We start from the raw sequence: 26067 nt of genomic DNA on the forward strand, positions 1-26067 counted from the left end.
GCAAGACCGTGAACGACGACGACAACGACTTGCCACCCCTGATCGAGACGCCTCCCGGCCGCTACCGGCACTACAAGGGCGGCGAATACGAGGTGCTGGGCACCGTGCGCCACAGCGAAACGCTGGAGCCGATGACGCTGTACCGCGCCCTTTATGGTGCCCAGGGACTGTGGGTGCGCCCGGCCGCGATGTTCGAGGAAACCGTGGAGATCGACGGTGTCCGCCAACGACGCTTCGCGCCGGCCTAGGACGCTATGTATTCGACAGCGTCGACCCCCAAGGCGCCTCAGCCGCAGCGGACGTCCGTCACGCGGCCGCGTGCGTCCACATCGAGGTTCAGGCGCCCGCCGTTGAGTTCCATCGTCACCGCCTCGCCGGGCTTCAGCGCGCGCACCGTGCCTGCGCCGGCGCGCACGCGGGCTGCGGCCTCTAGCTGAGGCGACAACGGCTGGCCGACAGCGAACCGCGCGCCGTCCGCATTGCACTGGAACACCGGCTCGGGTGGCGCAGCGGATGCGGATGCGGGGGCTGGTGCAGGGGCTGGCGCGGCGCAGGCCGACAGCAGGATGGCGCCGGCGACCGCGGCCAGTAGCGATTGGGTTCTCAATTCGTGCTCCCGAAAACCCGCGAATATAAACAAATTTAAGACGTGTGACTTGATGTATCTGCAAGCCATTCGGCAATGGCGCGTGGATACAACTGATGCTCCTGCGCGAGCACCCGGCCGGCCAGCGTGGCGGCAGTGTCGTCTGGCAGCACCGGCACCGCCGCCTGGGCCAGGATCGGGCCGTGGTCGAGTTCGGTGGTCACCTGGTGCACGGTGACGCCTGCCACCTTGCAGCCGGCGTCGATCGCCCGCTGGTGCGTGTTCAACCCGGGAAACGCCGGCAGCAAGGAGGGGTGGATGTTGACCAGGCGGCCCGCATAGCGGCCGACGAAGCCCGGCGTCAGGATGCGCATGAAGCCCGCCAGCACCACCAGCGCCGGCGAATGCGCATCGATGGCCTTCGCCAGCGCCTCGTCGAAAGCTTCGCGCGTCGAAAACTCCTTGTGCGGGACCACGGCGGTTTCGATGCCGTGCGTTCTGGCGATTGCGAGCCCCCCCGCTTCAGCCTTGTTGCTGACGACGGCGGCAATGCGGGCGCCGAAGCGCTCGGACCAGCGGCCGTGCTCGGCGGCACGCACGATGGCCGCCATGTTGGAGCCGCCGCCGGAGATCAGGATCACGATGTTCTTCATGGGAGGCGGGATTATCTGTGCTCGACTTGTCGCCGCGCGGACACCGATTCACAGCACGACCGTGCTAAAACTCCAGATTCCGGAGACACGCCGCTTTTCGCCGCGATGGCGGCAGAACGATCAACACAGCGAGGCACGCATGGATTTGAGCTTCACGCCCGAAGAACAGAAGTTCCGCGAAGAAATTCGCGCCTGGGTCAAAGAGAACCTTCCCCAAGAGATTTCGCACAAGGTGCACAACGCGCTCGAACTGACGCGCGACGATTTGCAGGGCTGGGCCAGGATCCTCGGCAAGAAGGGCTGGCTCGGCTACGGCTGGCCGAAGGAATTCGGCGGCCCCGGCTGGACCGCCATCCAGCGCCACCTGTTCGAGGAAGAAACCGCCCTGGCCGGCGCGCCGCGCATCATCCCGTTCGGCCCGGTGATGGTCGCGCCCGTGATCATGGCCTTCGGCAATGCCGAGCAGCAAAAGCGCTTCCTCCCCGGCATCGCGAGCGGCGAGGTCTGGTGGAGCCAGGGCTACAGCGAACCGGGCTCGGGCTCCGACCTGGCCTCCGTCAAGACCCGCGCCGAGCGCAAGGGCGACAAGTACATCGTCAACGGCCAGAAGACCTGGACCACGCTCGGCCAGTACGGCGACTGGATGTTCAACCTCGTGCGCACCAGCAACGAGGGCAAGCCGCAGACCGGCATCAGCTTTTTGCTGCTCGACATGAAGTCGCCCGGCGTCACGGTGCGGCCGATCAAGCTGCTGGACGGCAGCCATGAAGTGAACGAGGTGTTCTTCGACAACGTCGAGGTGCCCGCCGAGAACCTGATCGGCGAAGAAAACAAGGGCTGGACCTACGCCAAGCACCTGCTCTCGCACGAGCGCACCAACATTGCCGACGTGAACCGCGCCAAGCGCGAGCTCGAGCGCCTCAAGCGCATCGCCAAGAGCGAAGGCGTCTACGAAGATCCGCGCTTCCGCGACGAGATCGCCAAGCTCGAGGTCGACATCGTCGCGCTCGAGATGATGGTGCTGCGCGTGCTCTCGGCCGCCACCTCGGGCAAGAACTCGCTCGATGTCGCGGGCCTGCTCAAGATCCGCGGCAGCGAGATCCAGCAGCGCTACAGCGAGCTGATGATGCTGGCCGGTGGCGCCTATTCCCTGCCCCTCATCCGCGAAGCGATGGAAGCCGGTTGGCAGGGCGACTTTCCCGGCGGCAACCCTGCCCTTGCGCCACTCGCGTCGACCTTCTTCAACATGCGCAAGACCACCATCTACGGCGGCTCGAACGAAGTGCAACGCAACATCGTCGCTCAGACGGTGCTGGGCTGAGGAGACAAGAACATGGATTTCAATTTTTCGGACGACCAGGAACAGCTGCGCGACGCCGTTCGCAAGTGGGTCGACAAGGGCTATGACTTCGAACGCCGCCGCGGCATCGAGGCCCAGGGCGGCTTCTCGCGCGAAGCATGGGACGAGCTGGCCGAACTCGGCCTGGGCGGCCTCTACATCGCCGAAGACGACGGCGGCCTGGGCATGGGCCCGGTGGCCGGCATGGTGGTGATGGAAGAACTGGGCCGCGGCATCGTGCTGGAGCCCTTTGCGCAGACGCTGATCGCCGGTGCCGTGCTGAGCGGCTATGCCGACAGCAACATCAAGGACAACTGGCTGCCGCGCATTGCCGGCGGCCAGGCCATCGTGGTGCTGGCCTACCAGGAACGCAAGTCGCGCTACCGGCTCGACCTGTGCGACGCCAAGGCCGTGAAGGCCGGCGACGGCTGGTCGCTGACGGGCGCCAAGAGCGTGGTGCCCGTGGGCGACGAAGCCGATGCGTTCATCGTGCCCGCTAAGGTCGACGGCAAGATCGCCCTCTTCCTGGTCGAGCGCAGCGCGAGCGGCGTCGAGGCCCGCGGCTACGGTACGCAGGACGGCAGCCGCGCGGCCGAGGTGGTGTTCGACAAGGCGGACGCCACGCTGGTCACCGCCGATGGCCTGGCCGCGCTCGAATACGCGGTCGACGTCGGCATTGCCGCCACCTGCGCCGAAGCGGTCGGGGTGATGGACAAGACCCTGGCCCTCACGGTCGACTACATGAACCAGCGCAAGCAGTTCGGCGTGGCGATTTCGACCTTCCAGGCGCTGCGCCATCGCGTCGCCGACATGAAGATGCAGCTCGAACTTGCGCGCTCGATGAGCTACTACGCGACGCTCAAGCTCAATGCGCCGGCCGAGGAGCGGCGCCAGGCGATGGCGCGCGCCAAGTACCAGCTCGGCACGTCGATGCGCTACGTTGCCGCCAACTCGGTGCAGCTGCATGGCGGCATCGGCGTGACCGACGAATACATCGGCAGCCACTATTTCCGCAAGCTCACGCAGCTCGAAATGACCTTCGGCGACACGCTGCACCACCTGGGCGAAGTGTCGGCACGCATGCAGGACACGGCCGGCGTCTTCGCCTGACGCTGTTTTTCCCATAGCATCCAACGCCCGCCCGCCTTGCGCCGGCGGGCGTTCTTACTGGAACTCTGCCAGGAACACACATCACATGCCATCACGCCGCACTCTATTGGCCCTCGGGCTCGCATCCACCGCCATGCTGACCGCCTGCGCCACCGCCCCCTCGCCTTCGTACACCGAACGCCCGCCGATCGTCTTCATGCACGGCAACGGCGATTCGGGCGCGCTCTGGCAGACCACGATCTGGCGCTTCGAATCGAACGGCTGGCCGCGCGACCGGCTCTTTGCGCTCGACCAGCCCTATCCGCTGGCACGCGACGACGATGCCGTGGCGCAGCCCGGCCGCAGCTCGACCACCGATTCGGCCCTGTTCCTGAAGGGCGAGGTCGACAAGGTGCTCAAAGCCACGGGCGCCGGCAAGGTGGTGCTGATCGGCAATTCGCGCGGCGGCAACACGATCCGCAACTACGTGCAGAACGGCGGCGGCGCGGCGGTCGTGAGCCATGTGGTGCTGGGCGGCAATCCCGCCCACGGGATCTGGGCCGTGAAGGGCTTCCGCGAGAACAACGAGTTCTCCGGGCTCTCGGGCTTCATGCAGCAGCTCAATGCGCCGAAGGGGCCGAATGGCGACGAGGTCGCGCCGGGCGTGAAGTGGCTCACGCTGCGTTCGGACAACAACGACAAGTACGCCCAGCCCGACGGCGTGTGGATCGGCGTGCCGGGCCAGCCGACGAACATCGGCTTCGACGGACCGGCGCTCAAGGGCGCGGCCAATGTGGTGCTGCCGCGCGTGGACCACCGGGAAACCTCGTTCTCGCCCGCTGCGTTCGCGGCGACCTGGCAGCTCCTGACCGGGGAGCCGCCGCGCAGCACGGCGGTGGCGCCCGAAGCGAAGGTCGTGCTCGACGGCCGCGCAGTGGGCGCGGAGAACCTGTCGCTCAATGGCGGGCAGGTCACCGTGTATGCCGTCGATCCGGCCACGGGGGCGCGGCGCGGCGATGCGGTGCACAGCAAGAACATCGGCGCCGATGGCCGCTGGGGTCCGTTCAATGCACGCGGCGATACGACCTACGAGTTCGTGCTCGGCGCACCGGGCTACGGCATCACGCACATCTACCGCAGCCCGTTTCTGCGCAGCAGCCGCGTCGTGAACCTGCGGCCCGAACGCCTCGTGCCGGCCGATGGCAGCGCCCAGGCGGTCGTGGTCTTCACGCGGCCGCGCGGCTACTTCGATGCGGAGCGCGACACCATGCGCTTCGATGGCCAGAGCCCGCCGCCCGGCGTGCCGCCCAGGGGTTCGGGCGTATCGAGCTCGCGGTTGCGCGTGGCCACCGCGCAACCGCAGCGCGCCGTGACCGGTGAATTCAACGCGGAGCGCATCACCGGCCTGACCTGGCCGGCCGCGCAGCAGCACGTGACGGTGCTCGAACTGACGTACTGACGGATCGATGAGGGCCCAGGACATGAACGACACGACTTCCCCCTTCGTGCTGGCGACACGCGATGCACGCGGCGTGGCCACGCTGACGCTGAATCGCCCGGCCTCGTTCAACGCCCTCTCCGAAGGCATGCTCGGCGCGCTCGAACAGGCGCTCGGCGAAATCGCGGCCGACGACACCGTGCGCGCCGTCGTCATCGCGGCGGCGGGCAAGGCCTTCTGCGCGGGTCACGACCTGAAGGAAATGCGCGCGGAGCCCTCGCTCGGCTACTACCAGCGGCTCTTCGAGCGCTGCGGCGCCATGATGCTGTCGATCCAGCGCCTGCCCGTGCCGGTGATCGCGCGCGTGCACGGCATTGCGACGGCCGCGGGCTGCCAACTGGTCGCGGTGTGCGACCTGGCGGTGGCCGCGACCGAGGCGCGCTTTGCGGTCAGCGGCGTGAATGTGGGTCTGTTCTGCGCCACGCCAAGCGTCACCCTGTCGCGCAACCTCGGCCGCAAGGAAGCGTTCGAGATGCTGGTGACCGGCGAATTCATCGGCGCGGAGGAAGCCCGCGAGAAGGGCCTGGTCAACCGGGTGGCCCCGCCCGGCGAACTCGACGCCGCCGTGGAGGCGCTGGTGGCGAGCATCGTCGCCAAGCCGCGCCAGGCGCTCGCGCTCGGCAAGGCGCTGTTCTACCGGCAGCTCGAAACCGGCATCGAGGCCGCACTGGCCGACGCCAGCCAAACCATGGCCTGCAACATGATGGACGAGAGTGCGCTGGAAGGCGTTCAGGCCTTCGTCGAGAAGCGCCCGCCGGACTGGAAGCGCTAGGTGTCGTGCAGCCGCGAACTCTGCGGCAGGTGCGCCATCAGGAATTCCATCTGGTCCGCCAGGATGCGGCGGTTTCGCAAAATGAAATCTTCCCAGAGGCTGGGCACGTAGGGCGCGTACAGCAGCGGCATGTTGGCCTGTTCGGGCGTGCGGCTGCTCTTGCGGTGGTTGCACGGCTTGCAGGCCGTGACCACGTTCATCCAGGTGTCGATGCCCTTTTGCGCAAACGGAATGATGTGCTCCCGCGTGAGCTCGTCTTCGTGGAAATGCCCGCCGCAGTAAGCACAAATGTTGCGGTCGCGCGAGAACAGCTTGCTGTTGGTGAGCCCCGGGCGCTGGGTGAAGGGGTTGATGCGCGGCACGCCCTTGGTGCCGATGATGCTGTTGATCGCAATCTGCGACTGCTGGCCGGTGATGGCGTTGTGGCCGCCACGGAACACAGCCACCTGCGCGCCCACCTCCCAGCGGACCTCGTCCGCTGCATAGTGGATGACCGCCTGTTCGAGCGATATCCATGACTGGGGCAGCCCTTGGGCCGACAGCTTCAAGACCTTCACCACACGCCTCCTCAAAAAGGGAAGAATCACGGAAAGACCAGAGACACGCAGCACGCCGGAGACCACTTCCAGCGACGCACTGAGTCACAATATACCGGCTTTGTGACAAAACGGCCTGATGTGCCCATTCGACGGGCAAAAGGCGCTATCAAAAAGATACCCACCCATGCAGGTTTTCCGCGGCTTCCGGCACCCGGGCGTGGCTCCGGCCTGCGCCCTCACCATCGGCAATTTCGACGGCGTCCACCGGGGCCACCAGGCCATGCTGGCGCTGTTGCAGACCGAGGCGCGCCATCGCGGCCTGCCCAGCTGCGTGCTCACCTTCGAGCCGCACCCGCGCGACTATTTTGCCGCCGTCACAAAAAAACCCGACCTGGCGCCCGCGCGCATCGGCACGCTGCGCGACAAGCTCACCGAGCTCGCGGCCTGCGGCGTGGCGCAGACGATCGTGCTGCCCTTCGACGGCCGGCTGGCGTCCCAGTCGCCCGAGGCATTCATTCAGAACGTGCTGATCGACGGCCTGGGCGCGCGCTACGTGCTGGTGGGCGACGACTTCCGCTTTGGCGCCAAGCGGGCCGGCGACTACGCCATGCTCGACGCGGCCGGCGATGCCCACGGCTTCGACGTGGCGCGCATGAACAGCTACGAGATATCGGACCCCCACGCGCGGCTTCGCCCCGCTGCCCCCCGAGGGGGCGCGCCCGTCTTGGGGCGGCCCGGCGACGGGCATGGCCTGCGCGTTTCCAGTTCGGCCGTGCGCGAGGCGCTGGCCGAAGGCCGCATGACCGACGCTCAGACCCTGCTCGGCCGGCCCTACACGATCTCGGGCCACGTGGTCCATGGCCGCAAGCTCGGCCGCGCGCTGGGCGCCTCGGCCCCAGGCAAGGACGACGGTTTTCGCACCCTCAACCTGCGCTTCAAGCACTGGAAACCGGCGGCCAGCGGCATCTTCGCGGTGCTGGTGCACGGCCTGGCCGACCAGCCGCTGCCCGGCGTGGCGAACCTCGGCGTGCGCCCCTCGCTCGATGCCAACGACGTCAACGCGGGCCGCGTGCTGCTGGAGACGCATTGCCTGGAGTGGCCCTCGCATCTGGGAGCCGAAGGGGCCTACGGTAAAATCGTCCGCGTGGAACTCCTGCACAAACTGCACGACGAATTGCGCTACACCAGCCTCGAGGCCCTGACAGCGGGCATCGCGAAGGATGGGCGCGACGCGCGCGCGTTCTTTGCGTCGACCCACGCCGAAACCCACCGCCAGACCACGCGCGATCGAATTTAGCCCTGCACGCACCGTGCTGCCGCCCTTCGACAAGCTCAGGGCGAACGGCTTTTCTTCCGCACCGACCGCTCAATGCAGTTCGGGCTGAGCCTGTCGAAGCCCCTCTGTTTCGCACCCCAACATGTCTGACGCCGCCTCCCCCACCGACTACCGCTCCACGCTGAACCTGCCCGATACCCCCTTCCCGATGCGCGGCGACCTGCCCAAGCGCGAACCGGGCTGGGTCAAGGAATGGAACGACGAAGGCCGCTACCACCGCTTGCGCGACGCGCGCCACGGCGCGCCCAAGTTCATCCTGCACGACGGCCCGCCGTACGCCAACGGCCAGATCCACATGGGCCACGCGGTGAACAAGATCCTGAAGGACATGATCACCAAGGCGCGCCAGCTCGAAGGCTTCGACGCGCTCTACGTGCCCGGCTGGGACTGCCACGGCCTGCCGATCGAGAACGCCATCGAAAAGCAGTTCGGCCGCAACCTGAGCCGCGACGAGATGCAGGCCAAGAGCCGCGCCTACGCCACCGAACAGATCGCGCAGCAGATGGCCGACTTCCAGCGCCTGGGCGTGCTGGGCGAATGGGACCACCCCTACAAGACGATGGACTTCGCGAATGAAGCCGGCGAGCTGCGCGCGTTCAAGCACGTGATCGAGCGCGGCTTCGTCTACCGGGGCCTCAAGCCCGTCTACTGGTGCTTCGACTGCGGCTCGTCGCTGGCCGAATTCGAGATCGAATACGCCGACAAGAAGAGCCAGACCGTCGACGTGGCCTTCAAGGCGCACGAGCGCGAGAAGGTGCTCAAGGCCTTCGAGACCGACCACACGATCCTCGGCGACATCTTTGCCGTGATCTGGACCACCACCGCGTGGACCCTCCCGGCCAACCAGGCCATCAACCTGAACCCCGAGATCGAATACTCGCTGGTCGACACCGAGCGCGGCCTCTTGATCCTGGCCAACTCGCTGGTCGAGATGTGCATGACGCGCTATGCGCTCGACGGCAAGGTGCTGGCCACGGTCAAGGGCGAGAAGCTCGGCGGGCTCGAATTCGAGCATCCGCTGTACGACGTGGACGCCGGCTACAAGCGCCTGTCGCCGGTGTACCTGGCCGACTACGCCACCGCCACCGACGGCACCGGCCTGGTCCATTCCTCGCCCGCCTACGGCGTGGACGACTTCAACTCCTGCATCGCCCACGGCGTGGCCTACGACGACATCCTGAACCCGGTGCAGGGCAACGGCAGCTACGCGCCCGACTTCCCGCTCTTCGGCGGGCAGAACATCTGGAAGGCCGTGCCGGTGATCATCGCCGCGCTGCGCGACGCCAACCGCCTGCTCACCACCGAGACCATCACCCACAGCTATCCGCACTGCTGGCGCCACAAGACACCGGTGATCTACCGCGCCGCAGCGCAGTGGTTCATCCGCATGGACGAGGGCGAAGGCGTGTTCACCAAGGACAAGGCGCCAAAGACGCTGCGCCAGACCGCGCTCGACGCCATCGAACAGACCAGCTTCTACCCGGAGAACGGCAAGGCGCGCCTGCACGACATGATCGCCGGGCGGCCCGACTGGTGCATCAGCCGCCAGCGCAGCTGGGGCGTGCCGATCCCGTTCTTCCTGCACAAGGATTCGGGCGAACTGCATCCGCGCACGATGGAAATCCTCGACCAGGCCGCCAACATCGTCGAGAAGGGCGGCATCGAGGCCTGGAGCCGCGTCACGGCCGAAGAGATCCTGGGCGCCGAAGACGCGCCGCACTACACCAAGAGCACCGACATCCTCGAGGTGTGGTTCGACTCGGGCTCGACCTTCTATCACGTGCTGCGCGGCACGCACCCCAACGTGCACCACGAGACCGGGCCTGAAGCCGACCTGTACCTCGAAGGCCACGACCAGCACCGCGGCTGGTTCCATTCGTCGCTGCTGATCGCCTGCGCACTGGAAGACCGCGCACCGTACCGCGGCCTGCTCACGCACGGCTTCACGGTGGATGCCAAGGGCATCAAGATGAGCAAGTCGCTCAAGAACGGCATCGACCCGCAGGAGATCAGCAACAAGCTGGGCTCGGAAATCATCCGCCTGTGGGTGGCCGCGAGCGACTATTCGGGCGACATCGCGGGCGACGACAAGATCCTGGCGCGCGTGGTCGATGCCTACCGCCGCATCCGCAACACGCTGCGCTTCCTGCTGGCGAACACCAGCGACTTCGACGCCGCGAAGGATGCGGTGCCACTCGACCAGCTGTTCGAGATCGACCGCTATGCCCTCTCGCGCGCGGCGCAGTTCCAGGCCGAGATCCTTGCGCACTACAAGGTGTACGAGTTCCATCCGGTGGTGGCCAAGCTGCAGATCTACTGCTCGGAAGACCTGGGCGGCTTCTATCTCGACATCCTCAAGGACCGGCTCTACACGACAGCGCCGGGCTCGCTGGCGCGCCGCAGCGCGCAGACGGCGCTCTGGCACATCTCGCAGGCGATGCTGCGCTGGATGGCGCCGTTCCTGAGCTTCACGGCCGAAGAGGCATGGAAGTTCGTGAGCACAGGCAAGCCGGGCGAGTCGATCTTCGCGCAGACCTACAGCAAGTTCGCCGCGCCCGACGAAGCGCTGCTCGCCAAGTGGAGCCGCATCCGCGAGATCCGCGACGTGGTCAACAAGGACATCGAAGCCGTGCGCGCCGAAGGCAAGGTCGGCTCGTCGCTGCAGGCCAACCTGCGGCTCAGCGCACCGGTCGACGACTTCGCGTTGCTGGCGTCGCTGGGCAACGACCTGAAGTTCGTCTTCATCACTTCCGCCATCGAACTGGCGGCGGGCGAGGTGCTGTCTTCTGTGGTGACGCCGAGCACGGCGCAGAAGTGCGATCGCTGCTGGCACTACCGCGACGACGTGGGCCACGACCCGGCACATCCGACGATCTGCGGCCGTTGCACGAGCAACCTGTTCGGTGCCGGCGAGCCGCGGGGCTTTGCGTGATGGCGGCCGCACGTTCCATGTCGGCATCGCGCTCGCGCAACGGCAGCATCTGGCCATGGCTCGGGCTGGCGGCGATCATCCTGATCATCGACCAGTTCACCAAGACGCTGATCCTGGGCTACTACAAGCTGGGCGACGCGACTTACGTGACGAGCTTCTTCAACGTGGTCCGGGCGCACAACACGGGTGCCGCGTTCTCGTTCCTGGCCGACCACTCGGGCTGGCAGCGCTGGTTCTTCACGGCCATTGGCGTGGCGGCCGCGGTGTTCATCGTCTGGATGCTGAAGTCGCACGCGGGGCAGAAGCTGTTTTCGTTCTCGATGGCCTGCATCCTGGGTGGGGCGATCGGGAACGTGATCGACCGGATGATGCATGGCTATGTCGTCGACTTCCTGAGTTTCCATTGGGGGAACTGGTACTTTCCGGCGTTCAATGCGGCGGACAGTGCGATCACGCTGGGGGCGATCTGTCTGATCCTGGACGAGATTCGTCGCGTTCGGCGCGGGAAATAGATTCGTTGTCTTGCAGGGGCGGCGCCCGGTAGGCGGTGCGGCGCGGTCGGCCCCACTTGCCGGGCGCCTGTCGTGGCGTTGATGCCGCTGCCCTCACCCCAGCCCTCTCCCGGAGGGAGAGGGAGCAAGACAGAGCTCGCACGCGAGGGTTTCTCCCCACTTCATCGGCTGTCATAGCGGGGTCATACTGCCGCGGTGAAATGTAATCGATTACATGACACCGCACGATGAGCATCCAAGCCGTTGCAGCCAAAGCCGGAGTTTCCGTGGCCACCGTGTCGCGGGCCTTCAATTTCCCCGACAAGGTGACCCGCTCCACGCGGGAGCTGGTGGAGCGCGTGGCGCGTGAACTCGACTATGTGCCGAACGCCAGCGCGCGCACCTTGCGCACCCAGCGCAGCCGTGCACTGGGCGTGGTGCTGCCCACGCTGCTGAATCCGACCTTTGCCGAATGCCTGCAGGGCATCGCGCGCGCGGCCATCGCCGGGGGCTACGCGATCATTCCCGTCACCACGGGCTACCAGCTCGACGAGGAAGAGCGCGCGGTCCACCTGCTTCTGGCCGGCAATGTCGACGGGCTGATCCTCGTGGTTTCCAATCCTTCCACGTCGGCGGCGCTCGCCCGGCTGCGCGGCACCGCCACACCCTACGTGCTGGCCTACAACAGGCATCCCGAGCATCCCTGCGTGACCGTCGATGGCGAAGCGGCCGTGGCCGATGCCGTGGCGCGGCTGGTGCTGCACGGGCATCGCCGCATCGCGATGGTCAGCGGCACGCTCGCCGCGTCCGACCGCGCGCAGCAGCGCTACCGCGGCTACCGCAGGGGCATGGCCGATGCCGGGCTCAAGGCGCCGCCGCTGATCGAGGTGCCGTTTGTCGAAAGCGCGGTCGATGCGCTCGCCGGCGTGCTGCAGGCGCAAGGCCGCCCCACCGCATTGATCTGCTCCAACGACCTGCTCGCCATCCGCAGCATCCGCGCCGCGCACCTGAGCGGCCTTGCCGTGCCGGACGACCTCAGCGTGATCGGTTTCGACGGCATTGCGCTCGGCGAAGACCTGACGCCGGCGCTCACCACCATCGCGCAGCCCAACGACGACATCGGCCGCCGCAGCGTCGAACTGCTGATCCAGGCCATGGCCGGCGGCACCACGCTGCAGGCCGATGCGAGCCTGCTGCTGCCGTACTTCTTCCGGGACGGCGAGTCGTGCGCGGCCGCGCGCGACATCACCGCCACCGGCTGATCGATCACCACCTCGCCACCGCCCCTCACCATCCAAGGAGCTCTTTCATGTCGTCTTTCCGTTTCTCGCGCATGGCCCGCCTGGGCCTGCTCGCCGCCACGCTCGCCGCCGGCAGCACGGCGGCCATGGCCCAGACCGCCATTTGCTACAACTGCCCCACCGAATGGGCCGACTGGGGCACGCAGCTCAAGGCCATCAAGGCCAGAACCGGTGTCACCGTGCCGGCCGACAACAAGAACTCGGGCCAGTCGCTCGCGCAACTGGTGGCCGAAAAGGCCAGCCCCGTGGCCGACGTCACCTACCTGGGCGTGACCTTCGCAGTGCAGGCGCAGAAGGAAGGCGTGGTCGAGCCCTACAAGCCGGCCGCATGGAAAGACATTCCCGATGGCCTGAAGGACCCGGCCGGCAACTGGTTCACCATCCACTCGGGCACGCTGGGCTTCATGGTCAACGTCGATGCGCTCAAGGGCAAGCCGATTCCGAAGTCGTGGGCCGACCTGCTCAAACCCGAATACAAGGGCCTGATCGGGTACCTCGATCCCGCCTCGGCGTTCGTGGGCTATGTGGGCGCGGTGGCGGTGAACGAGGCGCGCGGCGGCACGCTCGACAACTTCGGTCCGGCCATCGACTACTTCAAGGCGCTGCAGAAGAACGAGCCCATCGTGCCCAAGCAGACCTCCTATGCGCGCGTGCTGTCGGGCGAGATCGCGATCCTGCTCGACTACGACTTCAATGCCTACCGCGCCAAGTACAAGGACAAGGCCAACGTCGCCTTCGTCATTCCGAGCGAAGGCACGCTGGCCGTGCCCTACGTGATGAGCCTGGTCGCCAAGGCGCCGCATGCAGCGGAAGGCAAGAAGGTGCTCGACTTCGTGCTGTCCGACGAAGGCCAGGCGATCTGGGCCAAGGCCTATCTGCGGCCGGTGCGCGCCAGCGCAATGCCCAAGGACATCGAAGCGCAGTTCCTGCCGGCCAGCGAATATGCACGCGCCAAGAGCGTCGACTATGCCCGCATGGCCGAGGCGCAGCGTGCGTTCTCCGACCGTTATCTGAAGGAAGTGCGCTGAGTCCGTGGATGCATTCAGGGCGCGCTCCCGCCGACAGGGGACATTCGCGGAGGGGAGTACCCGGTGGCCTGTGCACCCGCCCTGGACAAAAGTGCCCTGAACAAAAGCGCCCTGAACAACAAGCAACACGCAACACAACGCGAGAGAAAAAACTGAGATGAAGCCCGCCAACGCCTGGAACCCACGCTGGCGCCTGCTCGCCTGCGCGGCACCCGCCGCCGTGTTTTTCGCGGCCTTCTGGCTGCTGCCGGTGGTGCGACTGCTCACACTGCCGGCGAGCAAGGGCTGGTCCACCTACTTCGCGGTGCTGACCGACTCGCGCTACCTGCAGAGCATGGCCAACACCGTGGCGCTGTCGGTGGCGGTGACCTTGGCGACGCTGGTGCTGGGCGCCGCCGTGGGCATCTACCTTGCGCGGCACACCTTCGCGGGCAAGCGCATGCTGCTGTCGCTGCTCACGCTGCCGCTGTCCTTTCCTGGCGTGATCATCGGTTTCTTCGTGATCCTGCTCGGCGGGCGCCAGGGGCTGGTGGCCGACATCGGCGACAGCCTGTTCGGCGAACGCATCACCTTCGCCTACGGCCTGCTCGGGCTGTTCCTGGCCTACCTGTACTTCTCGTTGCCACGCGCCATTGCAACCTACGCCGCCGCGGCCGAGGCCATGAACATGCAGTTGGAGGAAGCCGCGCGCTCGCTCAGCGCCTCGCGCTTGCGCGTGGCGCGCGACGTGTGGATGCCCGAGCTTGCGCCCACCACGCTGGCCTGCGGCGCGATCCTGTTCTCCACTTCCATGGGCGCGTTCGGCACCGCCTTCACGCTGGCCAGCAAGTTCGAGGTGATACCCATCACCATCTACAACGAGTTCACCAACTACGCCAACTTCGCGCTCGCCGCGTCGCTGTCGATTGCGCTCGGCCTCGTGACCTGGCTGGTGCTGTTCGCCGCGCGGCGCTTCGGCGCCAACCCGGTCACGCGCTGAATCAAGGAAGTGCCGCATGCGAAAGAACACGCAACCCCGGGCGCCCTTCCTGCTGGCCGTCACCGTGCTCGTGAGCATTTTCATGATCGCGCCAATGCTGCTGTCGGTGATGGCGGGCCTCGTGAACAACTACAGCGCGGGCCTGAAGAGCGGCCTCACGCTGCGCTGGCTCGGTGAGGTGTGGGAGAACTACGGCGGCACCGTCGGCTGGTCGCTTGCGCTGGCGCTGGCCTGCGTGGTCGGCACCGTGCTGCTGGGCGTGCCCTGCGCCTATGCGCTGGCGCGCAGCCGCTCGCGCGCCGCGCACATCTTCGAAGAGCTGCTCACGCTGCCGGTGGCGGTGCCGGGGCTGGCCACGGCGCTGGCGCTGATCCTTGCGTACGGCCAGCTCACGGCCTTTCGCCAGAGCTTCGCCTTCATCCTCGTGGGCCACATGGTGTTCACGCTGCCGTTCATGGTGCGCACCGTGAGCTCGGCCTTCCAGCGCGACGACCTGCTCGCGCTCGAGGAGGCTGCCCGCTCGCTGGGCGCGAACTTCCGCCAGCGCTTCATGGGCATCCTCGTGCCCGCCGTGTTCCCGGCCATCGTGGCCGGCAGCCTGATGGTGTTCACGCTCTCGGTGGGCGAGTTCAACCTCACGTGGATGCTGCACACGCCGCTCACGCGCACCCTGCCCGTGGGCCTGGCCGACAGCTATGCCTCGATGCGCATCGAGATCGGATCGGCCTATACGCTGGTCTTCTTCGCGGTCATTCTTCCGATGCTGTGGGGCCTGCAGTACCTTGCCAACCTGATGCAGAAACGCCATGGAACTTGAACGCATCCCCATCGACATCGCGAACTGCGCAAAAACCTACGCCGACGGCACGCGCGGCCTGCTGCCGACCGACCTGCACGTGGAGGCTGGCGAGGTGCTCGCACTGCTCGGGCCCTCGGGCTGCGGCAAGACCACGCTGCTGCGGCTGATCGCGGGGCTCGAAGCGCCCGACGAAGACAGCCGCATCGTGTTCGGCGGGCAGGACGTCACCGAGCGGCCGGTGGAGCTTCGCGGCGTGGGCATGGTGTTCCAGAGCTATGCGCTGTTTCCGCAGATGACGGTGGCGGCCAACATCGGCTATGGGCTGCGCATCCGCGGCGCGACGGCGCAAGAGGAAAGGCGCGCGGTGGGCGAGCTGGTCGACCTGACGCGGCTGGGCGGGCTGGAGAACAAGCGCCCCGCCGAGCTCTCGGGCGGCCAGCGGCAGCGCGTGGCGCTGGCGCGTGCCGTGGCCGTGCGCCCGCGCGTGCTGCTGCTCGACGAGCCGCTGGCCGCGCTCGACGCCAAGCTCAAGGAGTCGCTGCGCGACGAACTCGCCGAGCTGCTGCGCCGGCTGCACATCACGGCCATCCACGTCACGCACGACCAGCAGGAGGCACTGGCCATTGCCGACCGCCTGGCGGTGATGAGCGCCGGGCGCATCGTGCAGATCGGCCGCGGCGAGGAGCTGTACCGCGCGCCGGCGCATCCCTTCGTTGCGGAGTTCCTGGGCCGGGTCAACCGCCTTGCGCGCGAGGCCGATGCCATCGCGCAAGGCGTTGTCCGACTCGGCGGAAGCACCCTGCCTTGCCCACCCGCCTGGCGCAGCCATGCCATGCTGCTGGTGCGCCCCGAAGACGTCGAAGTGAGCGCGCCACGGCCCGACTGGGGCGCCGCCACGGTCGAACGCCGCACCTTCCTCGGCGACCGCGTGCAGCTGCAGCTGCGCACGCAGGACCAGCCCTTGCTTGTAGCCGACGTGGGCCGCGACACGCCTTTCGGCCCCGGCGACCCGGTGGGACTTCGCATCCAGCCCGATCGCCTGATGATGTCGCAGGAGACCAGCGCATGACGACAACGACGACAGAAGACACCACGATCCTGGTCCAGCTGACCGACCTGCACATCCGCGAGCCGGCGCGCCTGGCCTACGGCCGCATCGACACAGCGCCCTACCTGGAGCGCGCGGTGCAGTCGGTGCTGCGGCTGCCGCAGCAGCCCGACGCCGTCGTGATCACGGGCGACCTGAGCGACTTTGGCCGCGCGGCCGAATACGAGCACCTGGCGCGCCTGCTGGCGCCGCTCACGATGCCGGTCTACCTGATGCCCGGCAATCATGACGACCGCTCCGAGCTGCGCCGCAGCTTTCCCGGCCACGCCTATCTGGCGGCGGGCGTCGGTTCGGCCGGCTTCGTGCAGTACGCGGTGCGCGTGGGCGCGCTGCGGCTGCTCACGCTGGACACCTGCGTGCCGGGTGCCAGCCATGGCGAGCTGTGCGACGAGCGCCTGGCCTGGCTCGAAGAGCAGCTCGATGCCTGCCGCGGCGAGCCGGTGGTGATTGCCATGCACCACCCGCCTTTCCGCACGCTGATCGGCCACATGGACGAGATCGGCCTGCTGCAGGGCGCCGAGGCGCTCGAAGCGCTGGTCGCGCGGCACGGCAATGTGGAGCGCGTGATCTGCGGGCACCTGCACCGCGCGATCGACGTGCGCTTCGGCGGCACCATCGCATCCACTTCACCGGCGCCGGCGCACCAGGTCTGCCTGGACCTGTCGCCGGACGCCCCCTCGGCCTGGACGCTGGAGCCGCCGGGCTTCAGGGTCCATGCCTGGTCGGCCCGCAACGGCCGACTCGTGACCCATTTGGCGGCTTCCGGCACCTTCGAAGGCCCTTTTCCTTTCCATGACAACGGAGCGTTGATCGATTGAGGCCATACATGTGGAAAATGGGGTCGCAAACGAACAAGAACGAAAAGGATAGAAACCGGCCCCCATGAAGCACCTCCTGAACCTGCTGGCCGCCGTCGCACTGCTGGTGTGGGGCACGCATCTCGTGCGCACGGGCGTGCTGCGCGTCTTCGGCGCCAACCTGCGCAAAATCCTGGTGCAGAGCATGCGCAACCGCTTCACGGCCGCGCTCTCGGGCATCGGCGTCACGGCCCTGGTGCAGTCGAGCACCGCCACCTCGCTGATGACCTCCTCCTTCGTGGGGCAGGGCCTGGTCACGCTGCCGGCGGCGCTGGCGGTGATGCGGGGGGCGGACGTGGGCACGGCGCTCATCTCGGTGCTGTTCTCGGCCGACCTGTCCTGGCTTTCGCCGATGTTCATCTTCGTGGGGGTGGTGCTGTTCATTTCCCGCTCGGCGAGCGTGGCGGGCCGCGTGGGCCGGGTGCTCATCGGCCTGGGGCTGATGCTGCTGGCGCTGCAGCTGGTGGTGGAGGCGACCGAACCGCTTTTTTCGGCGCCGGCCGTTCGCGTGCTGCTGGCCTCGCTCAACAGCGACGTGCTGCTTGAAATCACCATTGGCGCCGTGCTGGCGATCGTGGCGTACTCGAGCCTGGCCGTGGTGCTGCTGGTGGCGGCCATGGCCAGCTCCAACGTGGTGCCGCTGGATGTCGCGCTCGGGCTGGTGCTGGGCGCCAACCTTGGCAGCGGGCTGCTGGCGGTGCTGACCACGGCCAAGTCCGCCGTGCCGGTGCGGCAGGTCACGGTGGGCAATCTGCTTTTCAAGGCGCTCGGGGTGGCCATACTCGCGCCTTTCATCGGGCTCTGGCTGCGCCATGTGCAGCCGCACGTGCCGAATGCGACGCACGGCGTGGTGCTGTTCCACCTGGCATTCAACGTGATCATCAGCGTGGGCTTCATCGGCCTCACGCAGTGGGTCGCCACGCTGGTCACGAAGATGCTGCCGGTGCCGCCGCTGCCGGCCACCTCCATGCGGCCGCATCACCTCGACCCGTCGGCCCTCTCGACGCCGTCGCTCGCCATTTCGAATGCGGCGCGCGAGGCGCTGCATCAGGCCGATGTGGTGGAGACCATGCTCATCGGCACGCTCGACGTGATCCGCCACAACGACCTGCGCCTGGCGCAGGAACTGCGGCAAATGGACGACACGGTGGACGAGCTCTACTCGGCCATCAAGTACTACATGACGCGCATCTCGCGCGAGGCCCTTGGCGAGGAAGAAAGCCGGCGCTGGACCGACATCATCAGCTTCACCATCAACATGGAGCAGATCGGCGACATCATCGAGCGCGTGATCATCGACATCGAGGACAAGAAGATCAAGCCGCAGCGCAACTTCTCCGAAGCAGGCATGGCGGAGATCGTGGAACTGCACGGACGGCTGGTCGCCAACCTGCGGCTGAGCATGAGCGTCTTCCTGAACGGCAACGTGCGCGATGCACAGCGGCTGCTCGAGGAGAAGGCGCGCTTTCGCGACCTCGAGCGGGCCTATGCCACCACCCACCTGGACCGGCTGTCGGACCGCACCACGCTGAGCATGGAGACCAGCTCGCTGCACATCGACCTGATCAGCGACCTGAAGCGGGTCAACTCGCACATCTGCTCCATTGCCTATCCGATCCTGGAATCGGCAGGCGCGCTCGCGCCGAGCCGGCTGCGCGAATCGCGGCTGGGAAAGATCGAGGGCTGATCCTTCGCGGGTGCCGAGGAGGTCAGTGTGCCTCCGGGAACGGCGGGACCATGAACTGCTCCTGCCGGCGGCGCAGGCAGAAATCGACCAGCTCGTCGAGCTCGGTGGCCTTGTCGAACACCGCGTCGGCGCCCAGTTCAATGCACCTGTGGCGCATCTCGGGGGTCAGGTGGTTGCTGAGCACCACCATCTTCTGCCTCGGCTCGCGGTTGCGGCAGGCTTCGAGCACGCCGAAGCCGGTTCCCTCCTTCAGGAACAGGTCGACGATGGCCAGATCCCACTGCGAGGGGTTGCCGGTCAGCCAGCGCGTGCCCTCGTCCTCCGTTTCGGCCTGGCCCACCGGATCGACCCGCGCCACCTCGCGCAGCGTGCCGACCAGGGTCTCCCGGATGGCGAGGTTGTCCTCGACGATGAAGGTTCGGACGGTGTCCATGGCGCTGGCCTTCGCTGGCTTTGCTGAAGGCTACAAAGTGCGCCTTGCAGAAGACGCAGGCATGACACCCCACCCCGGGTAGGACAAGGCTGGCCCTCCGGCAACCAGCCGGAGGCCCGCCAATCTCAGAGCGTGAGGATGGTGCAGCCGGTGGTCTTGCGCGCTTCTAGGTCGCGGTGCGCCTGCTGCACGTCGGCCAGTGCATAGCGCTGGTCGATCGGGATCTTCACCGCACCGCTCTGCACCACCGCGAACAGGTCGTCGGCCATGGCCTGCGTGCTCCCGCGCGTGGCAATGTGCGTGAACAGCGTGGGCCGCGTCACGTAGAGCGAGCCCTTGGATGCGAGTGTGCCAAGGCTGATCGGCGGCACCGGCCCCGAGCCGTTGCCAAAGACCGCCAGCAACCCGAACGGGCGCAGGCAGTCGATGGAGCCTTCCCAGGTGTCCTTGCCCACCGAGTCGTACACCACCTTCACGCCCTTGCCGCCGGTGATTTCCTTCACCCGCGCCGCGAAGTTCTCGGCGCTGTAGTTGATGGCATGCGCCGCGCCGTATTCGAGTGCGAGCTTGCACTTGGCCTCGCTGCCGGCCGTGCCGATCAGCTGCAGGCCGAGCGCCTTGGCCCACTGGCAGGCAATCAGGCCGACGCCGCCGGCCGCCGCATGGAAGACGATGAAGTCGCCCGGCTGCAGGCCTTCGACCGGCAGCGTCTTCTTCAGCAGGTATTGCGCCGTGAGGCCCTTGAGCATCATGGCCGCGCCGGTCTCGAAGGAGATCGCATCGGGCAGCTTGCAGACGTTCTTGGCCGGCATCACGCGCAGCTCGCTGTAGGCGCCGGGCGGCTGGCTTGCGTATGCCGCGCGGTCGCCGGCCTTCAGGTGCGCCACGCCTTCGCCCACGGCCTCGACCACGCCCGAGGCTTCCATGCCCAGCTGCAGCGGCATCTGGAACGGATAGAGCCCGCTGCGCTGGTAGGTGTCGATGAAATTCAGGCCCACGGCCTTGTGGCGGATGCGGATCTCGCCGGGGCCGGGCTCGCCCACCTCGACGTCGACGATCTTCAGTTCCTCGGGGCCGCCATGGCGGTCGATACGGACGGCTTTGCTCATCATCTTTGCAGTCTCCAGTCGCACAGAAAAGAAGAGGCGCATGGTGCCACGTTTGGCCTTTTCGCGGCGGCGTCGGGCGTTGCCCGGTAGAGTCGACGGCCATGCAGATCCAGCAGCGCCTCACGCCTTCCACCGTCTTTTTGCTCACCGTGCCGCCGCTGCTGTGGGCGAGCAATGCGGTGGTCGGCCGCCTGGTGCGCGACCTGGTGTCGCCGCTCACGCTGAACTTCGTGCGCTGGGTCATCGCGTTCGTGCTGCTGCTGCCGCTCGCATGGCCGGTGCTGCGCCGCGGCAGCCCGATGTGGCCCCACTGGAAACGCTATTCGGTGCTGGGGCTGCTGGGCATCGGCTGCTACAACGCATTCCAGTACCTGGCGCTGCAGACCTCCGCGCCGATCAACGTCACGCTGGTGGGCTCCAGTCTGCCGCTGTGGATGCTGGCAGTGGGCGCCATTTTCTTCGGCGCGCGTGTCGGCGGACGCGAGATCGGCGGCTCGCTGCTCTCGATGCTGGGCGTGCTGCTGGTGCTGAGCCGGGGCGAATGGCGGCAGTTGCTCGCGCTGCGGCTGGTGCCGGGCGACCTCTACATGATCCTGGGCACCATCGCCTGGGCCTTCTACAGCTGGATCCTGGCGCGCACGCGGGAGCCGCAGGGCGTGCGGCAGGACTGGGCCGCGTTCCTGATGGCGCAGCTGGTGTTCGGCCTTGCGTGGTCGGGCCTGTTCGCGGCCGGGGAGTGGGCGCTGGTCGATGCACGCATGGAGCTCGGATGGCCGCTGCTGGCGGCGTTGGCCTTCATCGGCATCGGCCCGGCCGTGGTGGCCTACCGCTGCTGGGGCAGCGGCGTGCAGCATGCGGGGCCGCAGGCGGCGAGCTTCTTCATGAACCTCACGCCGCTGTTCGCCGCGCTGCTGTCCGCGGCCTTCCTGCGCGAGCCGCCGCACTGGTACCACGGTGCGGCCTTCGCGCTGATCGTGGGCGGCATCGTGATCTCATCACGGCGCTGATTCGAACGGCTCCTTCAAGCGAACACCGCGGAACCGGCTTCGCCGGGCCGCTGGTGTTGCCCCCGGTAGGGGGAGGGAGTAGCGACACGAAGTGCGCGCAGCCTGGGGGCGAGCTCAGTACGTGCCGGGGTATGCGCCGCCGTCGGCCAGCACGTTCTGCCCCGTCATGTAGCCCGCCTGCATGCTGCAGAGAAAGGCGCAGATGGCGCCGAACTCGGCCGGCGTGCCGAAGCGCCTGGCCGGAATGTTCTTCTTGCGGGCTTCCCACACGGTGTCGAAGTCCTGCCCCGACTTCTGCGCCGCGCCGGCCATCGTGCCCTTCAGGCGGTCGGTGTCGAAGGAACCGGGCAGCAGGTTGTTGATGGTCACGCCCTGCGCAGCGATGGGCGTGCGCGCCACGCCGGCCACGAACCCCGTGAGGCCGCTGCGCGCGCCGTTGGACAGGCCGAGGATGTCGATGGGCGACTTCACCGAGCTCGAGGTGATGTTGACGATGCGCCCGAAGCCGCGCTTTGCCATGCCGTCGACCGTGGCCTTGATGAGTTCGATGGGCGTCAGCATGTTGGCGTCGACCGCCTTGATCCACGCGTCGCGGTCCCAGTTGCGGAAATCGCCCGGAGGCGGGCCGCCGGCGTTGGTGACGACAATGTCGAAGTCGTGGCCCAGCGCGAACACCGCTGCGCGGCCGGCTTCCGTGGTGATGTCGGCGGCCACGTGCTTGACGAAGGGACCCGATGCGCCTGCAGCTTCGGTCAACTTCTTCGCCGCCGCTTCGAGAACCTCGGCGCCGCGCGCCACGATGACCACGTTGACACCCTCGCGCACCAGCGCCTCGGCGCAGCCGTAGCCAAGTCCCTTGCTCGCGCCGCACACCAGCGCGGTCTTGCCTGCAATGCCCAAATCCATTTGTTGCTCCTTGACTGCAGGGGCGCTAGCGCCCCGTGCGTGTGAAAACGAAGATGCCCGCAATCACGAGCACCGTGCCGGCCGCGATCCACGCGGTGAACGGCTCGCCGAGTATGACCACGCCCATGAGGATGGTCGACAGGGGCCCGATCATGCCGGTTTGCGCGGCCATGGCCGGGCCGATGCGCTCGATGGCCATCATGACCATGAGGACAGGCACCGCCGTGCACAGCGTGGCATTGAGCACCGACAGCCAGATGACCTCGGGCGCCACCTGCAATGCAGCGCTCATCGGCCGCATCAGCACGAACTGCAGGATGCACAGCAGGCAGGCCACGGTGGTGGCCAGCCCCACGAGCCGCAGCGACCCCAGGCGCTTGACGAATTCGCCGCTGTAGACAAGGTAGGCCGCATAGCTCACGGCGCTCAGGAACACGAGGAAGGTGCCCCAGGCGGCCGCCCCGCCGCCCTTGCCGCCGCCGCCGATCCAGAGCTCGTGGCCGAACACCAGCAGCACGCCGGCATAGCTCACGATCATGCCCAGCACCTGCGGGCGCGTGGCGCGCCGCCGGTACAGCAGCCAGCCGAACAGCAGCACCAGCGTGGGGTTGAGATAGAGGATCAGCCTCTCGAAGCTGGCCGAGATGTAGGCGAGCCCCGCAAAATCGAGAAAACTCGCAAGGTAATAGCCCGAGAAGCCGAGCCCGGCCACGCCGAACCAGTCGCGCAAGGTGAGCGCGGGCTTGCCGCGGCCGGCCCACCATGCCATCAGTGCGAACAGCGGCAGCGCGAACAGCATGCGCAGCATGATCAGCGTGATCGCATCCACGCCGTAGCGGTAGGCCAGCTTGACGATGATGGCCTTGCCGCTGAACGCGACCGCGCCCAGCGAGGCGAGGATGAGGCCGGGCGCAATGCTCCTTGCATCGCTTCCGGAAGAAGAGGGAATGCCGGTCTGTACGGCGGACTTGGTCATTCCTCAATCATCGCGTGGCCGTCAAAAGCCTGCAGCCGCGCCATCGCGGCGCGGATCGCTGGCCGCGACGTAGCCTTCCACCGACGGATCGCCCGCGCGCCAGATGAACTGGCCGGCGCCGAAATCCTGGTAGGAGTCGTTGATGACATCGAGGTGGTGGCCGAGCTCGCGCAGGCCTTGCACCGTTGCCGGGTTCATCGCGGCCTCGACGTTGATCTCGAGCCCCGCGTTGAAGCGCCAGCGCGGCGCGTCGCATGCGGCCTGCGGGTTCTGCCTGTAGTCGAGCATGCGCACCAGCGTCTGCATGTGGCCTTGCGGCTGCATGTTGCCGCCCATCACGCCGAAGCTCATGACCGGCTGGCCGTCCTTGGTGAGGAAGGCCGGAATGATGGTGTGGAACGGCCGCTTGCCCGGCGCCACCACGTTCGGGCTTTCAGCGTCGAGGCTGAAGCCGTGGCCGCGGTTCTGCAGGCTGATGCCGAACTCGGGCTCCACGCAGCCCGAGCCGAAGCCCATGTAGTTGCTCTGGATGAAGCTCACCATCATGCCGCTCTCGTCGGCGGCCGTGAGGTAGATGGTGCCGCCCTTGACGGGGTTGCCGGCCTTGAAGTCCTGTGCCTTTTTCACGTCGATGAGTCTCGCACGCGATGCGAGGTAGGAGTCATCGAGCATTTGCGCGGGGGTCACCGTCATCGACGATGGCTCCGACACATAGCGGTAGACGTCGGCGAAGGCGAGCTTCATGGCCTCGATCTGCAGGTGCTGCGAAGCCACCGAATCGACCGGCAGCGAAGCGATGTCGAACTTCTCGAGAATGCCGAGCGCGATCAGCGCCGCAATGCCCTGGCCGTTGGGCGGAATTTCGTGCAGCGTATGGCCGCGGTAGTCGCGCGAGATCGGCTTCACCCATTCGGGCCGGTAGGCCGAGAGGTCGGCCACCGTGAGCGAGCCGCCCTGCTCGCTCGAGAACCTGGCGAGCGCCTCGGCGATCTCGCCGTTGTAGTAGGCCTCGCCCTTGGTGCGGGCAATGGCCTTGAGCGCGCGCGCGGCGGCCGTGAAGCGGAACAGCTCGCCCACTTCGGGCGCACGGCCCCTGGGCATGAAGGTCTGCGCGAAGCCCGCCACCGATTCGAGCACCGGCGTGGCGGCAGCCCACTTCTGCTGCACCACCGGCGGCACCAGGTAGCCGCGCTCGGCGATGTCGATGGCCGGCGCCAGCAGGTCGCCGAAAGGCAGCTTGCCGAAGCGATCGCTCAACGCCACCCAGCCGCGCACCGCGCCCGGCACGGTGACCGAATCGATGCCGCGCATCGGCGGCGTGGCCGCATCGGCGCCGTACCTGGCCTTGAAGTATTCGGGCGTCCAGGCCTTGGGCGCGGGACCCGAGGCGTTGAGGCCGTGCAGTTCCTTGCCGTCCCACAGGATGCAGAAGGCATCGCTGCCGAGGCCGTTGCTCACGGGCTCCACCAGCGTCATCACGGCCGCCGTGGCAATGGCCGCATCGACGGCATTGCCGCCCTGCTGCAGCATGCGCAGGCCCGCCTGCGAGGCGAGCGGATGCGAGGTCGACACCACGTTGCGCGCGAAGATCGGAATGCGGGTGGAAAGGTAGGGATTGTTGAAGTCGAAGTTCATGGGGGTGTGCTCGCTATTCGTTGCTGATCTTGCGCTCGACCACGATTTTTTTCCACTTGGCAGCGTCGGCGGCCACCATCCTGGCGAACTGCTCGGGCGTTCCGGCGGCGGCAGGTTCGATGCCCAGGCGCGAAAGCTTTTCCTTCACCTCGGGGTCGGCCAGCGCCTCGTTCGCGGCCTTGTTGACGCGCGCCACGATGTCCGCCGGCAGACCCTTCGGGCCGTAGAAGCCGAACCAGGTGTTCGACTCGAAGCCCGGCAGCGTGTCGGCGATTGGCGGCAGCTCCGGCGCGAGCGGGCTGCGCTTGGGTGTGGTGACGCCCAGCGCGCGCAGCCGGCCGTCGCGCACGTGCGGCATGCCGGTGGGCAGCGAATCGAACAGCACGTCGACCTTGCCGCTGATCAGGTCGGGAATGGCCAGCGCCGTGCCCTTGTAGGGAATGTGCGTCACGAACACGCCGGCCTGCGATTTGAAGAGCTCCGCCGTGAGCTGCACGATGGTGCCGTTGCCGCTCGACGCATAGTTGAGCTTGCCGGGATTCTTCTTCGCATGGTCGATCCATTCGCGTACGGTCTTCGCGGGCGAGTCGACCGGCACCAGCATGATGCTCGGCGCATCGCCCACATGCGCGATGGGCGTGAAGTCGCGCACCGTGTCGTAGGGCAGCTTGCTGGTGATGGCCGGTCCGATGGAGTGGGTGCTGGTGGTGGCCAGCAGCAGCGTGTAGCCGTCGGCCGGCGCCTTCGCGGCCATGTCCGAGCCGATGGCGCCGCCCGCGCCCGGCTTGTTGTCGATGATCAGCGAGGTGCCGAGCTTTTCGCTCATCTTCTGCCCGAGCGTGCGGGCGAAGAGGTCGGTCGCGCCCGCCGCGGGGAACGGCACGATGAGCCGCACCGGCTTGTTCGGGTAGCCCTGGGCCAGGCTGGCCGTCGATGCCGCCACGCAAAGCGCAGCGACGATCCCTTGAAGGAACTGGATTCTTTTCATGGTGCTGATTCTGGCCCCG

25 protein-coding genes are annotated in these 26067 nt (G+C 67.2%); 16 read left to right on the top strand and 9 right to left on the bottom strand.

The genetic code is table 11. The features are described from left to right. Positions 1-8: 8 nt before the first annotated feature. A complete protein-coding gene (locus QFZ47_RS06785; protein ID WP_307654915.1) occupies positions 9-248 on the top strand; it encodes a DUF1653 domain-containing protein in 240 nt (79 codons plus the stop codon). Between the two features lie 38 nt (positions 249-286). On the opposite strand, the gene QFZ47_RS06790 is transcribed toward QFZ47_RS06785, so the two are convergent. Together QFZ47_RS06790 and purN are read right to left on the bottom strand one after the other, a co-directional pair. Continuing rightward, a complete protein-coding gene (locus QFZ47_RS06790; protein ID WP_307654916.1) occupies positions 287-607 on the bottom strand; it encodes an I78 family peptidase inhibitor in 321 nt (106 codons plus the stop codon). 35 nt (positions 608-642) lie between these two features. Continuing rightward, positions 643-1239, bottom strand: coding sequence for a phosphoribosylglycinamide formyltransferase (gene purN / locus QFZ47_RS06795; RefSeq protein ID WP_307654917.1), 597 nt, complete (start codon positions 1237-1239; stop codon positions 643-645). A 139-nt stretch (positions 1240-1378) separates the two neighbouring features. Here purN and QFZ47_RS06800 point away from each other — a divergent pair, with 139 nt between their 5' ends. From QFZ47_RS06800 to QFZ47_RS06815, 4 genes are all read left to right on the top strand, one after another. Then, the gene (locus QFZ47_RS06800) at positions 1379-2560 is read left to right on the top strand and encodes an acyl-CoA dehydrogenase family protein (RefSeq protein WP_307654918.1); all 1182 of its coding nucleotides are present in this window, start codon (positions 1379-1381) and stop codon (positions 2558-2560) included. A 12-nt stretch (positions 2561-2572) separates the two neighbouring features. Continuing rightward, a complete protein-coding gene (locus tag QFZ47_RS06805; protein ID WP_307654919.1) occupies positions 2573-3688 on the top strand; it encodes an acyl-CoA dehydrogenase family protein in 1116 nt (371 codons plus the stop codon). A gap of 85 nt (positions 3689-3773) precedes the next feature. Further along, a complete protein-coding gene (locus tag QFZ47_RS06810; protein ID WP_307654920.1) occupies positions 3774-5126 on the top strand; it encodes an alpha/beta fold hydrolase in 1353 nt (450 codons plus the stop codon). A 22-nt stretch (positions 5127-5148) separates the two neighbouring features. Then, the gene (locus QFZ47_RS06815; RefSeq protein ID WP_307654921.1) at positions 5149-5937 is read left to right on the top strand and encodes an enoyl-CoA hydratase; all 789 of its coding nucleotides are present in this window, start codon (positions 5149-5151) and stop codon (positions 5935-5937) included. Here QFZ47_RS06815 and QFZ47_RS06820 read toward each other — a convergent pair. Beyond that, entirely contained in the window at positions 5934-6494 is a 561-nt protein-coding gene (locus tag QFZ47_RS06820) for an HNH endonuclease (RefSeq protein ID WP_307654922.1), read from the bottom strand. The genes QFZ47_RS06815 and QFZ47_RS06820 overlap by 4 nt on opposite strands. 166 nt (positions 6495-6660) lie before the next feature. Between QFZ47_RS06820 and QFZ47_RS06825 the strand changes: the two genes are divergently transcribed. The 10 genes from QFZ47_RS06825 to QFZ47_RS06870 all read left to right on the top strand — a co-directional run bounded on the left by QFZ47_RS06825 (position 6661) and on the right by QFZ47_RS06870 (position 18994). Then, positions 6661-7773: a bifunctional riboflavin kinase/FMN adenylyltransferase gene (locus QFZ47_RS06825; RefSeq protein ID WP_307654923.1), complete on the top strand. Its 1113-nt coding sequence runs from the start codon at positions 6661-6663 to the stop codon at positions 7771-7773. Between the two features lie 121 nt (positions 7774-7894). Continuing rightward, the gene (gene ileS, locus QFZ47_RS06830; RefSeq protein ID WP_307654924.1) at positions 7895-10744 is read left to right on the top strand and encodes an isoleucine--tRNA ligase; all 2850 of its coding nucleotides are present in this window, start codon (positions 7895-7897) and stop codon (positions 10742-10744) included. Further along, positions 10744-11256, top strand: coding sequence for a signal peptidase II (gene lspA / locus QFZ47_RS06835; RefSeq protein WP_307654925.1), 513 nt, complete (start codon positions 10744-10746; stop codon positions 11254-11256). The genes ileS and lspA overlap by 1 nt, the downstream gene beginning before the upstream one ends. Positions 11257-11483: 227 nt before the next feature. Continuing rightward, positions 11484-12497 (top strand): LacI family DNA-binding transcriptional regulator, encoded by a 1014-nt coding sequence (locus tag QFZ47_RS06840; RefSeq protein ID WP_307654926.1) that lies wholly within the window; start codon positions 11484-11486, stop codon positions 12495-12497. A gap of 71 nt (positions 12498-12568) precedes the next feature. After that, positions 12569-13564 (top strand): ABC transporter substrate-binding protein, encoded by a 996-nt coding sequence (locus tag QFZ47_RS06845; protein ID WP_307658894.1) that lies wholly within the window; start codon positions 12569-12571, stop codon positions 13562-13564. 157 nt (positions 13565-13721) lie between these two features. Continuing rightward, on the top strand, positions 13722-14543 hold the full coding sequence (locus QFZ47_RS06850) for an ABC transporter permease (RefSeq protein ID WP_307654927.1): 822 nt from the start codon (positions 13722-13724) through the stop codon (positions 14541-14543). A gap of 16 nt (positions 14544-14559) precedes the next feature. After that, complete coding sequence (locus QFZ47_RS06855; RefSeq protein ID WP_307654928.1) at positions 14560-15360, top strand: ABC transporter permease; 801 nt, start codon at positions 14560-14562, stop codon at positions 15358-15360. After that, the gene (locus tag QFZ47_RS06860) at positions 15350-16411 is read left to right on the top strand and encodes an ABC transporter ATP-binding protein (protein WP_307654929.1); all 1062 of its coding nucleotides are present in this window, start codon (positions 15350-15352) and stop codon (positions 16409-16411) included. Before QFZ47_RS06855 ends, QFZ47_RS06860 begins: the two co-directional genes overlap by 11 nt. Beyond that, positions 16408-17268, top strand: a complete 861-nt coding sequence (locus QFZ47_RS06865) for a phosphodiesterase (protein ID WP_307654930.1) — start codon at positions 16408-16410, stop codon at positions 17266-17268. The genes QFZ47_RS06860 and QFZ47_RS06865 overlap by 4 nt, the downstream gene beginning before the upstream one ends. Positions 17269-17332: 64 nt before the next feature. Next, complete coding sequence (locus QFZ47_RS06870; RefSeq protein WP_307654931.1) at positions 17333-18994, top strand: Na/Pi cotransporter family protein; 1662 nt, start codon at positions 17333-17335, stop codon at positions 18992-18994. Positions 18995-19016: 22 nt separating this feature from the next. Here the strand turns inward: QFZ47_RS06870 and QFZ47_RS06875 are convergent, their stop codons facing one another. Both QFZ47_RS06875 and QFZ47_RS06880 read right to left on the bottom strand, forming a co-directional pair. After that, positions 19017-19427 carry a response regulator gene (locus tag QFZ47_RS06875; protein ID WP_307654932.1) on the bottom strand — a complete coding sequence of 137 codons (411 nt, stop codon included), beginning with the start codon at positions 19425-19427 and terminating at the stop codon, positions 19017-19019. Between the two features lie 125 nt (positions 19428-19552). Beyond that, positions 19553-20536, bottom strand: coding sequence for a quinone oxidoreductase family protein (locus tag QFZ47_RS06880; protein ID WP_307658895.1), 984 nt, complete (start codon positions 20534-20536; stop codon positions 19553-19555). 101 nt (positions 20537-20637) lie between these two features. Here QFZ47_RS06880 and QFZ47_RS06885 point away from each other — a divergent pair, with 101 nt between their 5' ends. After that, the gene (locus QFZ47_RS06885) at positions 20638-21543 is read left to right on the top strand and encodes a DMT family transporter (protein ID WP_307654933.1); all 906 of its coding nucleotides are present in this window, start codon (positions 20638-20640) and stop codon (positions 21541-21543) included. Positions 21544-21657: 114 nt separating this feature from the next. Here the strand turns inward: QFZ47_RS06885 and QFZ47_RS06890 are convergent, their stop codons facing one another. Genes QFZ47_RS06890 through QFZ47_RS06905 form a run of 4 tightly spaced genes read right to left on the bottom strand, consistent with a single transcriptional unit; the run spans position 21658 to position 26048 of the window. After that, positions 21658-22449 carry an SDR family oxidoreductase gene (locus tag QFZ47_RS06890; protein WP_307654934.1) on the bottom strand — a complete coding sequence of 264 codons (792 nt, stop codon included), beginning with the start codon at positions 22447-22449 and terminating at the stop codon, positions 21658-21660. Positions 22450-22474: 25 nt separating this feature from the next. Beyond that, positions 22475-23425 carry a DMT family transporter gene (locus QFZ47_RS06895; RefSeq protein ID WP_307654935.1) on the bottom strand — a complete coding sequence of 317 codons (951 nt, stop codon included), beginning with the start codon at positions 23423-23425 and terminating at the stop codon, positions 22475-22477. Positions 23426-23446: 21 nt separating this feature from the next. Continuing rightward, entirely contained in the window at positions 23447-25060 is a 1614-nt protein-coding gene (locus tag QFZ47_RS06900) for a gamma-glutamyltransferase family protein (RefSeq protein WP_307654936.1), read from the bottom strand. A gap of 13 nt (positions 25061-25073) precedes the next feature. Then, on the bottom strand, positions 25074-26048 hold the full coding sequence (locus QFZ47_RS06905; protein WP_307654937.1) for a Bug family tripartite tricarboxylate transporter substrate binding protein: 975 nt from the start codon (positions 26046-26048) through the stop codon (positions 25074-25076). Between the last annotated feature and the right edge of the window lie 19 nt (positions 26049-26067).

Source organism: Variovorax paradoxus (assembly GCF_030815975.1).
GTDB classification, from domain to species: domain Bacteria; phylum Pseudomonadota; class Gammaproteobacteria; order Burkholderiales; family Burkholderiaceae_C; genus Variovorax; species Variovorax paradoxus_N.